The sequence below is a fragment of the Specibacter sp. NPDC057265 genome, from assembly GCF_042668835.1.
Lineage (GTDB): Bacteria > Actinomycetota > Actinomycetes > Actinomycetales > Micrococcaceae > Specibacter.
Map to the genome: position 1 here is coordinate 49,439 of NZ_JBHUYE010000004.1, position 14,153 is coordinate 63,591.

Annotated in this window: 14 protein-coding genes; 6 read left to right on the forward strand and 8 right to left on the reverse strand. The window is 65.0% G+C overall.

Going from position 1 to position 14,153, the window contains the following annotated elements:
• Positions 1-7: 7 nt before the first annotated feature.
• On the reverse strand, positions 8-907 hold the full coding sequence (locus tag ACFUCV_RS04485; protein ID WP_380812475.1) for a phosphatase PAP2 family protein: 900 nt from the start codon (positions 905-907) through the stop codon (positions 8-10).
• A 61-nt stretch (positions 908-968) separates the two neighbouring features.
• On the opposite strand from ACFUCV_RS04485, the gene ACFUCV_RS04490 reads away from it, so the two are divergent.
• Together ACFUCV_RS04490 and menD are read left to right on the forward strand one after the other, a co-directional pair.
• Positions 969-1,943, forward strand: coding sequence for an o-succinylbenzoate synthase (locus ACFUCV_RS04490; RefSeq protein ID WP_380812479.1), 975 nt, complete (start codon positions 969-971; stop codon positions 1,941-1,943).
• A gap of 66 nt (positions 1,944-2,009) precedes the next feature.
• Positions 2,010-3,812, forward strand: coding sequence for a 2-succinyl-5-enolpyruvyl-6-hydroxy-3-cyclohexene-1-carboxylic-acid synthase (gene menD / locus ACFUCV_RS04495; protein WP_380812786.1), 1,803 nt, complete (start codon positions 2,010-2,012; stop codon positions 3,810-3,812).
• Positions 3,813-3,913: 101 nt separating this feature from the next.
• Here the strand turns inward: menD and ACFUCV_RS04500 are convergent, their stop codons facing one another.
• The 4 genes from ACFUCV_RS04500 to ACFUCV_RS04515 form a co-directional block, all read right to left on the reverse strand.
• Complete coding sequence (locus ACFUCV_RS04500) at positions 3,914-4,666, reverse strand: amino acid ABC transporter ATP-binding protein (protein ID WP_380812789.1); 753 nt, start codon at positions 4,664-4,666, stop codon at positions 3,914-3,916.
• A gap of 50 nt (positions 4,667-4,716) precedes the next feature.
• Complete coding sequence (locus ACFUCV_RS04505) at positions 4,717-5,688, reverse strand: amino acid ABC transporter permease (RefSeq protein WP_380812481.1); 972 nt, start codon at positions 5,686-5,688, stop codon at positions 4,717-4,719.
• Positions 5,689-5,692: 4 nt separating this feature from the next.
• Positions 5,693-6,613 (reverse strand): ABC transporter substrate-binding protein, encoded by a 921-nt coding sequence (locus ACFUCV_RS04510; RefSeq protein ID WP_380812483.1) that lies wholly within the window; start codon positions 6,611-6,613, stop codon positions 5,693-5,695.
• A gap of 187 nt (positions 6,614-6,800) precedes the next feature.
• The gene (locus ACFUCV_RS04515; RefSeq protein ID WP_380812485.1) at positions 6,801-8,141 is read right to left on the reverse strand and encodes an isochorismate synthase MenF; all 1,341 of its coding nucleotides are present in this window, start codon (positions 8,139-8,141) and stop codon (positions 6,801-6,803) included.
• Positions 8,142-8,255: 114 nt separating this feature from the next.
• Here ACFUCV_RS04515 and ACFUCV_RS04520 point away from each other — a divergent pair, with 114 nt between their 5' ends.
• The 3 genes from ACFUCV_RS04520 to ACFUCV_RS04530 all read left to right on the forward strand — a co-directional run bounded on the left by ACFUCV_RS04520 (position 8,256) and on the right by ACFUCV_RS04530 (position 11,453).
• Positions 8,256-8,957 (forward strand): demethylmenaquinone methyltransferase, encoded by a 702-nt coding sequence (locus tag ACFUCV_RS04520; RefSeq protein WP_380812487.1) that lies wholly within the window; start codon positions 8,256-8,258, stop codon positions 8,955-8,957.
• A 73-nt stretch (positions 8,958-9,030) separates the two neighbouring features.
• Entirely contained in the window at positions 9,031-10,353 is a 1,323-nt protein-coding gene (locus ACFUCV_RS04525; RefSeq protein WP_380812489.1) for a geranylgeranyl reductase family protein, read from the forward strand.
• Positions 10,350-11,453 (forward strand): polyprenyl synthetase family protein, encoded by a 1,104-nt coding sequence (locus ACFUCV_RS04530; protein ID WP_380812491.1) that lies wholly within the window; start codon positions 10,350-10,352, stop codon positions 11,451-11,453. The genes ACFUCV_RS04525 and ACFUCV_RS04530 overlap by 4 nt, the downstream gene beginning before the upstream one ends.
• On the opposite strand, the gene ACFUCV_RS04535 is transcribed toward ACFUCV_RS04530, so the two are convergent.
• The 3 genes from ACFUCV_RS04535 to ACFUCV_RS04545 are packed head-to-tail and all read right to left on the reverse strand — an operon-like array spanning position 11,437 to position 13,180.
• Positions 11,437-12,009: a hypothetical protein gene (locus tag ACFUCV_RS04535; protein WP_380812493.1), complete on the reverse strand. Its 573-nt coding sequence runs from the start codon at positions 12,007-12,009 to the stop codon at positions 11,437-11,439. The two genes, ACFUCV_RS04530 and ACFUCV_RS04535, sit on opposite strands and share 17 nt — an antisense overlap.
• Before the next feature lie 51 nt (positions 12,010-12,060).
• Entirely contained in the window at positions 12,061-12,480 is a 420-nt protein-coding gene (locus tag ACFUCV_RS04540; RefSeq protein ID WP_380812495.1) for a hypothetical protein, read from the reverse strand.
• Positions 12,481-12,529: 49 nt separating this feature from the next.
• On the reverse strand, positions 12,530-13,180 hold the full coding sequence (locus ACFUCV_RS04545) for a trimeric intracellular cation channel family protein (protein ID WP_380812497.1): 651 nt from the start codon (positions 13,178-13,180) through the stop codon (positions 12,530-12,532).
• A gap of 172 nt (positions 13,181-13,352) precedes the next feature.
• Between ACFUCV_RS04545 and ACFUCV_RS04550 the strand changes: the two genes are divergently transcribed.
• Positions 13,353-14,045, forward strand: coding sequence for a sirohydrochlorin chelatase (locus ACFUCV_RS04550; protein ID WP_380812499.1), 693 nt, complete (start codon positions 13,353-13,355; stop codon positions 14,043-14,045).
• Positions 14,046-14,153: the final 108 nt, after the last annotated feature.

The following is a 14,153-nucleotide window of genomic DNA, read 5'->3' on the forward strand; positions in this document are numbered from 1 at the left end:
CAGGCGCCTAACGCGACTTCCGGCGTCGAACGGAGCAGGTCAACAAGATGATGCCGCCCAACGCCAGCAGGTACCCGGCAGCAACAATGAGACCCATGCCAACGAGCAGATAGCTGGTGCTGCTTGCGGCCCCCGGGGACATGGCTGCGTAGAGCACCAATGCCCCGGCCACCGTGGAAACCAACGCCAGCACCGCGGCCGCAATGCTCCACCACCGTCCGGAGGCCCAATGCGCGGCCGAGCCCAGCCAGACATTCCACTGCGTCCCGGTACGCACAATGTACAGACCGGCCACGGCGGTCCAAAAAGTCACAATAAAAAAGGCGGCCAGGACGTCCGAGGGGCGGTGCCATTGGTTGATGAGGGTGGAAATCCCCGCCAGGATGGCGTAGCTGCCCCCCACCACGGCAGCTGCCGGCCGCCAGCGCGGTGAGACCACCAGGAACACGGCAGCCGCCGCACTGGCAGCCATGGTGCTGTGGCCGGACGGCAGCGAATTCAAGGCCAGGGTGTTCACGCCCAGGCTGGGGCGGTCCGGCAGCCCGGCCTTGATCAGCTGGGTGGAAAGGTTTGCAGCGGCCATGGCGGCCAAGGCAATCCCGGCGGCCTTCCACCTGCGCCGGGCCAGGGTGACAAACAAGACCACCAGCGTGGCAAGGACGGCCGAAGTCACCGGCAGCAGATCCAGCAGCTGGGAGGTTTGCGTGCCAATCCGTTGCCGCGCCGCGCCAGCCTCCACCAGGGCCGATTCATCAATGTACTGGCCCGTGGTGGTCCCAATGAAGAAACGGTAGCTGAGCAAAAGTCCGGCCAGGGAGATGAGGGCCGCGCCAAGAAACGGCCACGCGGCAATGCGCGTGACCGGGCGGCCGTGGGGGCCTGTGCGGTGGGTCGCGTGGGTATTCATCGATTCTAGGTTCCCACAGAATCATGGGAGCACGCTGATTCCCACGGGCTACAGTGGGATCATGTTGTGGACCCCGCCGCTTGAGCAAATCCTGGCCACCGCCCACGTTGTCAGCCTCCCCATGCGCGTGAAGTTCCGGGGTGTGCAAAGCCGGGAAGTGGTGGTCTTTGACGGGCCCGCCGGCTGGGCCGAGTTCTCCCCTTTTGTGGAGTACGACGACGAGGAGTCCTCGCGTTGGCTGGCCTCGGCGGTGGAGGCAGGCTGGCTGGGCCACCCCGATCCGCTGCGTTCAACCGTTCCCGTCAATGCCACGGTTCCTGCCGTTGCCGCGGAGCAGGTGCCGAACGTCCTGGCTGCCTACGATGGCCTGCATACGGTCAAGATCAAGGTGGCCGAGGCGGGACAGACCCTGGCGCAGGACGTGGCCCGCGTGGGCGCCGTGCGGCATTTGCTGCCGGATGCGAAGCTGCGGGTGGACGCCAACGGCGGCTGGAGCGTGCCCCAGGCCGTGCAGGCGCTGCGCATGCTGGCGGCCTTTGGGCTGGAATACGCCGAGCAGCCCGTGGCCAGCGTGCCGGACATGGCCGCGGTGCGGGGGGCGCTCGACGGGGCTGTGCTGATTGCCGCCGACGAAAGCGTGCGCAAGGCCACCGACCCGCTGGCTGTGGCCCGGGCCGGCGCGGCGGACCTGCTGGTGATCAAGGCCGCTCCTTTGGGCGGTGTGCGCCGGGCACTGGAGATTGTGGCACAGGCCGGGCTGCCGGCAGTGGTCAGTTCGGCCCTGGATTCCTCCGTGGGAATCCGCGCCGGCCTGGCGCTCGCAGCCGCCCTGCCGGAGCTGCCCTACGCCTGCGGGCTCGGCACGGTGTCCCTCATGGCGGCCGATGTGGCGAGGCCTTCCCTGGTGGCCGTTGACGGGTCCATGGCGGTGCGTGACGTGGTGGCGGATCCGGAACTGCTGACGCAGTTCGCGGCCCCGGCGCAGCGCCGTGACTGGTGGATTGAACGCATCAGCCGCTGCCACGGGCTGCTGTAGGCACCGGCGGCCGCGGCGGTGCGCAGGCAAGATGGTTAGAGTTGGAACGTGACTTTATTTAGCTCCATGGACGCCGCCCGGTACGTTGTCGATGCCCTTGAACGGGCTGGGGTGCGCCACGTGGTGGTGGCCCCCGGCTCACGCAGCGCCCCGCTGGTCTATGCCCTGGCCGAGGCTGAAGCAGATGGCAGGCTGCGCGCCCATGTGCGCATTGATGAGCGGGTTGCAGGCTTTACGGCCCTGGGAATGGCCATGGGCTCCGGCCGTCCCACCGCCGTGCTCACCACCTCCGGCACTGCCGTGGGAAACCTGATGCCGGCCGTGATGGAGGCCAACCACGCCGGGATCCCACTGCTGGTGCTCTCCGCGGACAGGCCCGAGGAAATGCGCGGCACGGGGGCCAACCAGACCACCGTGCAGTTGGACCTCTTCGGCGACCACGTCCGTTTCGCCACCGATGTGGCCGCAGGCATTGACCCCACCAGCGCCATTGCCACCGCCCTGAGCGCGGCCCGCGGCAGGCTTGAGGGCATCCCGGCCGGACCCGTACAGGTCAACCTGGCCTTCCGCGATCCCCTGACCCCGGCACTGGACGGCTCCGAGTGGGAACGGCTGCTGCCCGTGGTTGCGGCCCCTGACGCTCCCGGGGGGCCGGATGCAGGCGGCCAGGACATGGACGACGCCGGCACCGCGCCGGAGGGCACCATGCCGGACGGCACCGCCGCGGCCATTGCCGCCACCACTGCGGCGATCGCGCCGGACCTTCCCGCAGCTGCCATGCCACTGCCCCGCACCAGCCACCGGACAGTGGTGCTGGCCGGCCATGGGGCGGGCCCGGAGGCTGAGTTTTTTGCCCGCATGCTGGGTTTGCCGCTCCTGGCCGAGCCTTCCTCCAATGCCCGCTTTGGGCCCAACGCCATTGGCCCCTACCGCTTGCTGCTGGCACGGTTTGGCCCCCAGGCCGACCAGCCCATTGAGCGTGTCGTGCTTTTTGGGCGGCCCACCCTCTCCCGCCAGGTCACGGCGTTGTTGGCCCGCACCGATGTGGAACGCGCCCTGTTCCAGCCCGAACCCGTCCCGTGGTTTGAACCGGGCCGGCGCACCGAGCTGGTGCTGACCCAGTGGGATCAGTTGCTGGGCTTTGCCGGGCGCGGCCCCGACGGTTGGCTTCAGGCCTGGCAACAGGCGGCGGCGAAGGCCGAGGAGGCCCTTGAGGCGGTGTTGACGCAGGAAGCGGCCGACCCGACCCGGAAAACAGCGCAGCTCTCCGGGCCGCAGACGGCGCGCGCGGTGTGGACGCGGGCGCAGCTGGACCACGGCAGCAACCTCATGCTGGGCTCCTCCAACCCCGTCCGCGACGCTGATCTGGCCGCCCGGCCCACCAGGGAGAACAACGTCACGGTCCACGCCAACCGCGGACTCGCCGGCATTGACGGAACCGTGGCAACGGCGTCGGGCATTGCTTTGGCCACGGACCGGCCCACGCGCGTGCTGCTGGGCGATGTGACACTCCTGCACGATTCCGGTGCCCTCAACGTCGGTCCCGGCGAGCAGCAGCCCGCCATCCAGGTGATTGTCCTCAATGACCACGGCGGCGGAATATTCTCCGTCCTGGAACATGGAACCCTGGCCGCCGTGCCCCATTACGCGGCCACGGTGGAACGTTTTTTTGGCACCCCGCACACGGTGGACCTCGCAGCCCTGGCCGCGGCCTACGGCTGGTCCCACACCCTGGTCCGCACCGCCGCGGAACTCACCGCCGCGCTTGCTGCGCCGGTGCGCGGGCACAGCATGGTGGAGGTGGCCGCAAGCCGTCTGGAACTGCGTGGACTGCATGCCCGGATTGCGGCGGCCATCACCACGCCTTGAACGGGGCCACGCCTTAAAAAACGGGGCCGGGCCTGCCACTGTCAACCATTGCTGGGTGAAGGTGGCGGGCCCGGCCCCGTTGGGGTTTGGCGGCTGCCGGTTTACAGCACGCGGCTCAGGAACTCCTGCGTGCGCGGATGCTGCGGGTTGGCAATGATGGCGCGCGGGTTGCCGCTTTCCACCACCACGCCCTCATCCATGAACGTCAAGGTGTCACCGACTTCGCGGGCAAAGCCAATTTCATGGGTCACCACAATCATGGTCATGCCCGACTTGGCGAGGTTCTTCATGACTTCCAGAACGTCGCCCACCAGCTCGGGGTCCAGTGCGGAGGTGGGCTCATCGAAAAGCATCAACTCCGGCTCCATGGCCAGGGCGCGCGCAATGGCCACGCGCTGCTGCTGGCCGCCGGAAAGCTGGGAGGGGTAAAAGTCCGCGCGGTCGCTCAGTCCCACCAGTTCCAGCAGTTCAAGCGCCTTGGCCTTGGCGGCAGCCTTGGACTGGCGTTTGACCTGGGTGGGGGCCTCAATGATGTTCTGCAGCGCCGTCTTGTGGGGGAACAAGTTGAAACGCTGGAACACCATGCCGATCTCGCGGCGCTGGTTGGCGATGGCCTTGGTGTTGAGATCGTGGAGCCTGCCATTGACCTCCTTGAAGCCAATGAGCGCATCATGGACATAGATGCGCCCGGCGCTGATGGTCTCCAGCAGGTTGATGCAGCGCAGCAGGGTGGACTTGCCGGAGCCCGACGGCCCAATGATGACTGACACCTCTCCGGGCTTGACTGTCATGTCAATGCCGCGGAGCACGTGGTGGTCGCCAAAGAACTTATGGACGTCCTTGATGTCCACCATGTTCTGGCCGGTGCTGGACGTGCCGGCTGAAGCCTGGCTTGTCTCGGTCATCACTTGCCGCCTTTCGTGGAGCCGGTGGCGGGATCCACCGCTTGGGCGTGCGCCGCGGCAACCACTGCGGTTGCCTTGACGGGGGCCGGGATGACGTTGTCCACGCCCTTGCCATAGTGCTTTTCAATGAAGTGCTGGCCCACCATCAACAGCGAGGTCACCACCAGGTACCAGAAAGCGGCCACAATGAGCAGCGGAATGGGCAGGTAGGTGCGGTTGGCAATGGTGTTGGTGACGAAGGTCAGATCCAGCGTGAAGGGAATGGCCAGGACCAAGGACGTGGTCTTGAGCATGCCAATGGTTTCATTGCCGGTGGGGGGAACAATGACGCGCATGGCCTGCGGAAGGACAATGCGCCACATGACCTTGGAGCGGCGCATGCCCAGGGCCTCGGCCGCCTCCATCTGCCCGCCGTCCACCGACTTCAGCCCGGCACGGAAAATTTCCGCCAGGTAGGCGGACTCATTCAGCCCCAAACCAATGATGGCTGCCACCAAGGCGGTGATGACGGTGTCCGTGTCCACGGAGAACCACTCGGGGCCAAACGGGACCCCCAAAACAATCTTGGGATACAGCACCGCCACCAGACCCCAAAAAACCAGCTGGGTGTACACCGGGGTGCCGCGGAAAAACCAGACCCAGAACCAGGAGACGTAACGGAACAGCGGGTTCTCGGACTGCCGCATGAACGCCAAAAGGATGGCCAGCACAATGGCTATGACCATGGAACTGACTGTCAACAGCAGGGTCCAAGCAATGCTCTGCAGGATCAGGACATCAAAGAGGTACTTGCCCACCGTGTCCCAGCGGAAGTTCTCATTGGTGACAATGCTTTGTGCGGCCAGGGCCACAAAAAGCGCAATGACTGCGGCGCCAACCCAGCGGCCGGGGTGCCGGACGGGAACTGCGTCAATCAGCTCCACCCCGTTCCGCCGGCCGGCAGCATTGGTGCGTGAGGTTGAACGTGACAAGGACCTAGCCTGCCGTCGGGTTGAGCACTGCCTTGTCCAGGGCGCCCTCTTCGTTGTTCCAGGACTTGAGGATGTCGTTGTACACGCCGTCGTCAATGAGCTTGTTCAGGACCTTTTCAATGACTGCGGCAAATTCAGTGTCGCTCTTGGCAATGGCGATGCCCTGCTCGGCTGAGTCGTACACCTCACCCAAGGTTTCCAGTGAGTCACCGGTCTTGCTCAGCGCATTCTTGATGATGGGGGAGTCGGCTGCCATGGCATCAATGCTGCCGTTGACCAGACGGGTGGTGACATCCGTCTGGTTCTTCAGCGACACAACGTCAATGGCCGGCTTTCCTTCGGCCACGCATGCTGCCGAGCGGTCCTTCAAATCCGGGTCCTCCTGGACCGTTCCGGTCTGCACGCCCACCTTCTTGCCGCAAATGTCATCCAGGCTGATGTTGTTGGGGTTGCCCTTCTGCACGGCCCACAGGATGCCGGCATTGAAGTAGCTGACAAAGTTGACAGCCTCGGAGCGCTCGGGGTTGATGGTGAAGGAGGACATCCCCAAGTCGTACTTGGAGCCCAGGCTGGGCAGGATGGTGGCGAACTCGGAGGTCTGCACTTTGACTTCCTTGCCCAGCACGGCGCCAATGGCCTTGGCCAGGTCCACGTCGTAGCCAATGGGTGTCTGGCCGTCGGCTGCGAGGAACTCGGCCGGCTCATAGGAGGTGTCGGAACCCACCGTGAGGGTGTCCTTGTCCTTCAGGGCAGCGGGCAGCATGGCGATCAAGGCATCATCCTTGGCCACCGTTGAGGGATCGAAGGTGGAGCTGCCGTCGCCGGACGTCGGTGCTTCCTCGGCGTTGTTGCAGCCGGTGAGCGTCAAGGCGGCAACGGCCAGCACGGCTGCCATGCGCACGGTCAACTTGGATGAGATTTGCATGTTTGTCCCTTTGGTTTCTTGGAGCACTGGTTCGTGATGCACTGCTAATTGAAATCTAGTGTAACCCGCTGTGATTTGCATCACGGTAAACCGTCATTCACTACTGAACAACTTATCGGATCGCTCAGGCGGCCAATTTCGGCGCAGCTGCCCACGCCGGCAGCACTTTCCATGGTGAAAGCTGCGGCTAGGGGTGGTGCGGCAGGTTCAACGCCTGCAGCATGGGACGGAATTTGGCCCACGTCTCAGCCAACTCGGCGGCCGGATCGGAAGCCTCCACAATACCGGCGCCGGCATATAAACGCACATGGTGTGCGTCCTCCAGCACGGCTCCCCGCAGGGCCAGGCCCCACTCGCCGTTCCCGGTGCCGTCCAGCCAGCCCACAGGTCCGGCATACGGTCCACGGTCCATTTTCTCCAGCTCGATGATCAGCTCGCCGGCACCCCCACGGGGTGTTCCGCACACGGCGGCGGTGGGGTGCAGGGCTTCAACGAGCGCCAAGGACGTAGGCAGGTGCCCGTTGGTGCTGGCCAGCTGGGCGGTGACGTCGGAGGCCAAATGCCACACATTGGGCAGTTCCAAAATAAACGGTTCGCTGGGAAAGGAAAGGTCGGTGGCAAACGGTGCCAGCTGCCGGGTGAGGGAGCGGACGGCAAAGTCATGCTCCTGCCGTTGTTTGATGGAACCGCCCAAAACAGCGTCGGCATAGCCGGTGGATCCGGCCGGTTCATCCTCACGGTCCAGGGTTCCGGCCAGGACCCGCGCCGCCGCCGTCGTGCCTTCAACCTTGATCAGCATCTCCGGCGTGGCACCCACCAGCCCACGCACCCCGTAGGTCCAGCATTCACCATAAAGGTCCAGCAATCGTTGCAGAATTGAAACGCGCTGGACGGGGTCGGCAAAACTTGCCACCACGTCGCGGGCCAAAACCACTTTTTCCAGACCGCCGCGGGCAATGGCCGCCACACCGGCGGACACCGTGTCCTTCCACTGCTCCTCGGTGAGCGCGCCGGAACGCACCGTGCCCCCTGAAGGAGCCGCCGGGGTGGAGCGCGCAGCGGCTGAAGCGGCGAGTTCCCGCAGCAGGGCCAGGGCCGATTGGGCGGTGGGGGCGGTCCCGTCAAGTGTCAGTTGGGTGATCCACACCCCGCCTGCTGCAAAACCCACCACCAGGGCCGGGACAATAAGCTCGGAAGGGTGTGTGCTGCGCTTGGAAAACGCAAAGGAGCCAAAGGCCAGTGGCCCGGTGCCGGGCATGCGCACCGCGTCATTGACCTGGGCGTCGTTTAAAAGCGTCTTCCACCAGTGCTCGGCGTCGGCGAAGCGGCCGGGCCCCTGGCTGGCGAAGGAGCTGATCTCACCGAAGCCCAGCAGGCCCTCTCCGCGGCGCAGCCAGCACAGGGGGCCGCCGGAGGGGCCGGAGTTCAGGAGGCTGGCGGCTCCCGTGATCCCAAGCCCACTGAGGGTGGCCGGATCCACGGCGTGGGTGAGGGTGCGCAGCGGATGGGTGCCCAGGGAAGCAGTCATGATGAGTCCAGATTACGCCCCTGCAGCACAATGTTTGGTGAATGGGCGGTGTGATGGCCCACAACTGTCCCCCATCAATGCACGAACTGGCACAAAGTTTGAGACACTAAAGGGGTGAACCGTGCATCCTTGGAGAAGCGTCCGGAAGAAGTGGCAGCCATGTTTGACGACGTGGCACCCAAATACGACATCGTCAACGACATTTTGTCCCTGGGGCAGACGCGCCGCTGGCGTCGGATCGTGGTCGATGCCGTGGGAGCCGTGCCGGGCCAACGCGTGCTGGACCTGGCCGCCGGCACCGGCACCTCCAGCGAGCCGTACGCGGACGCCGGTGTTGATGTGGTGGCCTGCGACTTCTCCGTGGGCATGCTGAAAGTGGGCAAGCGCCGCCGCCCCGACATTGATTTTGTGGCCGGTGACGCCACCAACCTGCCCTTTGCCGATGATTCCTTTGACGCCACCACCATTTCCTTTGGCCTGCGCAATGTCATTGACCCCAAAAAGGCCCTGCGTGAAATGCTGCGTGTGACCAAGCCCGGCGGCAAGCTGGTGGTGGCGGAATTTTCCCACCCCACGTTGACGCTGTTCCGAACCGTCTACACCGAGTACCTCATGCGCGCCCTGCCCTCCATTGCAACCAAGGTGGCCTCGAACCCGGCAGCCTACGTGTACCTGGCGGAATCAATCCGCGCCTGGCCCAACCAAGAGCAGCTGTCCGCCTGGCTCAGCGAATCCGGGTGGGAGACGGTGGCCTACCGGAATTTGACTGGCGGGATTGTGGCAGTCCACCGCGCCACCAAAGCCGCCGCAAGCTAGCGGGACCGCACCCTTTTGGCAGCTTTCATGCCTGCCTGACCATTCTTAGCCAACTAAAGGAACCCCACCCACCGTGAAGGTACTTGTTGTAGGTGCCGGCCCCGCAGGGTCCACCGCGGCCTGGCATTTGGCCAACGCCGGGATCGACGTGACAGTTCTGGAAAAGACACGCTTCCCGCGTGAAAAGGTCTGCGGTGACGGACTGACACCGCGGGCCGTGCGCGAGATGCAGCTGCTGGGCCTGCCGCACGACCCCGCCGAGGGGTGGCGCCGGAACAAGGGCCTGCGCCTGATTGCCGGCGGCCGCACCGTTGAACTGCCTTGGCCGGAGCTGGACAACTTCCCGAACTATGGCCTGATCCGCACGCGCCTGGGCTTTGACGAATCCCTCGCCATGCATGCCCGCGCCGCTGGAGCCACCATTTTGGAAGGCCGTTCGGTCACCGGCGCCATCACCGACGACGCCGGCACTGTGGTGGGCGCCACGGCGTCGCTGCTGGATGAAACGGGCCGCAAGACCGGCGAGACCCAGGATTTTTACGCCGACGTGGTGCTGGCCGCCGACGGCAACTCCAGCCGCACCGCGCTCTCGCTGGGCCACGAAAAACGTGACGACCGTCCCTTGGGGGTGGCCTACCGCACCTATTTCACCTCTCCGCGCCACACCGAGGACTGGATGGAGGGATGGCTGGAGCTGTCCTCCCCCAGTGGGAAAACGCTGCCCGGCTACGGCTGGGTGTTTGGGGTCGGTGACGGCACGGCCAATGTGGGCCTGGGCATTTTGAATTCCTCCAAGGAGTTCGGCAAGCTCGACTACCGTCAGGTTTTGCGGGACTGGACTGCCGGCATGCCGGCGGAATGGGGTTTCAACCCGGAGAACCAGGTGGGCCCCATCCGGGGTGCGGCGCTGCCCATGGGCTTCAACCGGACTCCGCACTATTCCCCCGGGCTCATGCTGCTGGGGGATTCCGGGGGCATGGTGAGCCCGTTCAACGGTGAAGGCATTTCCTACGCTATGGAATCGGCCCGCTTCGCCGCCGAGTTCATTGTCCGGGCTGCAGGGACCAACTCGCGTCTGGCGGCCAACCACGCATTGGCCGGCTATTCCGGCTTCGTGCGTGAACAATGGGGCAGCCACTTCACCCTGGGGCGGGTTTTTGCCTCCCTGATTGGCAACCCGCGCATTATGAAACTGGCGCTTCGCACGGGCATGCCGGTGCCGGTGCTGATGCGCTTTGTGGTGCGGCTCATGGCGAACCTCACCGACCCGGGCGAGCGTGGTTTTGAGGATAGAGTGATTCATCTACTGGAGAAGCTGGTGCCAGCCACCAGCAACCAAGACCGCGCCGGCACCCCCAAGCAACAATCCCTACCAATAGTTAGTGTTAAGCAGTGACTACTTCCGCGAACCACAGCTGGACCCACGCAGGGCAAGGACGCCCCGAACCCGTTGATCCCGCACCCAGCACCATGTCCATTGCCACGGGGTTGCAGCTGCCGCCCGGATTCACTGCCGTGGCGGAGGATCCCGAACTGGGGCCCTCCATCTCCATGAGTCTGGCCAAAGTGGAAAAAGTGCTCCGTGAGGCCATTGCCCACTCCGATCCTCTGGCCGATGCCACCAGCCGTCACCTGGTGGAAGCCGGTGGCAAGCGGATCCGCCCGCTCTTGGCGCTGCTGGCCGCCAACCTGGGAAACCCGCACTGCGATGAAGTGGTGCAGGCCGCCGTGGTGGTGGAACTGACACACCTGGCCACCCTGTACCACGACGACGTCATGGACTCCGCGCCGTTCCGCCGCGGCGCCCCCACCGCCCATGAGGTGTGGGGCAACACCGTGGCCATCCTCACCGGCGACCTGCTCTTTGCCCGCGCCTCCATTTTGGTCTCGCAGCTGGGCGGCCGGGCCCTGGAAATCCAGGCCCGCACCTTTGAACGCCTGTGCCTGGGTCAACTGCATGAAACAGTCGGCCCGCGCGGGGACGAGGACCCCATTGAGCACTACCTGTCAGTCATTGCAGACAAGACAGGGTCCCTGGTGGCGGCATCGGGACAGTTGGGCGCCATTTTTGGCGGCGTCTCCGAAGAGGGCCAGAACATTTTGTTGGAATACGGCGAAAAGGTGGGTGTCGCCTTCCAGCTGGCCGACGACGTCATTGACGTCACCGGGTTGAAGCAGGTTTCGGGGAAGTCACCGGGGACGGATCTGCGTGAAGGCGTGCCCACCCTGCCTGTGCTGCTGCTGCGCAAGGCTGCGGCCGCCGGCGATGCCTCCGCCGTCTCCGCCTTGACGCTGGTGGACGGTGACCTTAGCGGCGACGACGAGCTCGCCGCCGCGGTCAAGGCACTGCGTGAGCATGCTGTGACGGCAGAATCCTGGGCCGTGGCACGTCACTGGTCCGATGCCGCCATTGCCGCGCTGGCCCCGTTGCCCGAGGGCATGGTGAAAACCGCCTTGGCCAGTTTTGCCGAAGCAGTGGTCAGCCGCGAAGTGTAGCGGGACTGTCGGTGTTCCACTGCCCGGCGGCATGCCGGCGTCGGGCCTCGGCTTCTGAAGCTGTGGCCAGGCCGGCGTCCTCGACACTGACCATGACACCACTGTGCTGGAGATTGAAGAAGCGGATCACTATCCGGCGGCCGTTGACGTGCCAGGTGCTGGCCTGCACCACCGGGTCCCGCCACGGGTTGGCGCCGTCGCCGTAGCGAGCCGCCAAGCCCTCCCGGATCGCGTCGAACCCTTCCCGGGTGGAGGGGTTGTCAATGTCCATGGAGGAGTACAGCTGTAAGTTGACGCCCAAAAAGCGGCCGCCGTGGGAGGTCCAGGACGAGGATATTTCCCCGCTGGCCAGCGGTGTGCGCAGGGCATAGTGGGCCACTGCGGGCCCGGTGGCCGGATCGTCCCAGCTGGCACCTGACACAAAGCCCAGGCGGGCAAACCAAGTCTTGCGGTCGGCGTCCGAGCGGGGCCACATGCCCTCCGCCAGCTGCTCCACCAGGCTGACCACGTCGGCCGGGGACGGATTTAAAACGTTTGAAGGCTCCTGTGCGTCCATACCGCCACCGTACATCCCGTGCCGGGGAAATCCCAGAGCTTTGCCGCAGGATTAGTCCTCGTCGGTAAAGACCCAATCGAGCATGTCAAAGACAAACTCGCTGAAGGTGCCTTCTTCATTGACCCATTCACCCGTGGCATTGTTCCGGCGCCACACAATGGGGTCCGGAACGTCGGCCTGGTCCGCCAACATGCCCCAGGTGTAGGCCTCGTCCTCGTCCTCCAGGAACAACAGGTAGCCGTCTTCAACTTCCAGCTCCTCCGGGTCCCAAAAGTAGTAGTAGGCCTCCATGAGCTCTTCACAATTGCCCAAGGCATGCAGGAATTCGCGCAGCGCCAATGGCACCGTGAGGCGCAGCTCGGCAAAGATGGCATCCAGGTCCGAAAGGGCAATTCCGTCAGCTTCCTGCCACGGCTCCTCAAGGTACAGAGGCACCAAGCCGCGGAATTTTTCCAAAAACATGTCAGACATTTAATTCTCCACCATTTGGCAAGCTGCACTAAAACACTTGCGTCCAATTCTAGCCGCGTCCAAGCGGCTGCGGCTCCCCGCCACGGGTGGCCAGCGGGGCATGCCAGCCGAAGCGAAGGCTGAGCACGCGCAAAGCAAAAACCACCGTGGCGGCGACGGTTCCGGTGCCGAGGCCAAGCCACCCCAGCTGCCACAGGATTGCCGCCAGCGCCCCACCGGCAAAGGCCGGAATGGCGTACAGATCCTTCGGGTCAAACACCTTGGGCACGTCATTGGCGGTGATGTCGCGCAGAATCCCGCCGCCCACTGCGGTGGTGACACCCAGCAGGCAGGCAGCCACCGGGTTCATGCCCGCCTCCAGCGCCTTCACCGTGCCGGTGACGCAAAACAGGGCCAAGCCGCCGGCGTCGAACAAATCCAGCAGGCGTCCGCTGCGCTGGACGTTTTTAAGCGTGAAGTAGACCAGCGTTGCGGCAAGCAGCGGCGGGATGAGATAGAGCTGATTGGAGAACGCCGCGGGCGGGCCCTGGTTGATGACAATGTCCCGCACCACCCCGCCGCCCAAACCCACCATGCAGGCCAGGAGCACCGAGCCCACAATGTCAAAGCCCCGGCGGGCCGCCAGGAGGCTTCCGGACACGGCAAAGAAGAAGACACCCAGAAGGTCAAGGAACATGGCTACATCAAAGGTCATGGCCATATTCTCGGTGCTGCGCGGCTAAAGCGGAAAACGGGCCCGGCCGGGATGCCCGTGCCCAGCACGGGCCCGGCCCGGAACGCGCTTAAATAAGAAGCGGGTGGTGCACAGCTTCGTGGGCCCGCGGCGCGGTACCGTACATTGACTTGCAACAACACTGCGGAAAGGTTGGTCCATGGAATCTCCAACGCTCATGATTGCCTGTGCCCACGGCACGGGAAATACCGAGGGCCAAGCCCGCATCACGCAGTTGCGGGCTGACATTGCCGCCTTGCGCCCGGGGTTGGAAGTGCTGGAGGCGTATGTGGACGTGCAGGAGCCCGCGCTGCCGGACGTTGTGGCGGGCGTGGCACCGGGGGTCCGGGCCGTGGTGGTGCCGCTGCTGCTGACGGTGGGTTTCCACGTGCAGGTGGACATTGCCGACGCCGTGGCGTCCCGCCCCAGCACCTTGGCCGCCGCGCCGCTGGGTCCGGATCCGCGGCTGGCCAAGCTCCTTGACGACCGTCTGGGGGAGCTGCCGGCCGATTGGGGCATTGTCTTGGCTGCTGCCGGTTCCTCCCGGCCGGAGGCGGCCGAACACATTGAAGTGCTTGCCGCACACTTGGCCGTGCTCCGGCCCCAGCGCATCCTCGCCGCCTACGGCGCGAGCGCACATCCGCTGGTGCCGGAGGCCGTAAAGCAACTGCGGGATGAGGGCGCAGCCGGCGTGGCCATTGCGTCCTATTTACTGGCGCCGGGATTCTTCCACCAACAATTGTCAGCTGCCGGTGCGGATCTGGTCGCACCACCCCTGCTGCCCTCCACGCTGTTGGCCCAGCTTGCCTTGGAACACTTCGATGCGGCAATTTCCCGTGGAGCAACTGCGTAGCGGCACCAGCCACCATGCACATTTAGGCCGCCGATGGCGGGTGTGACGAATTGTTGCCCACCGTTGCGTTGCGTTGCAGCGGTGATTGGCCGCTGCGCCGGCACAACC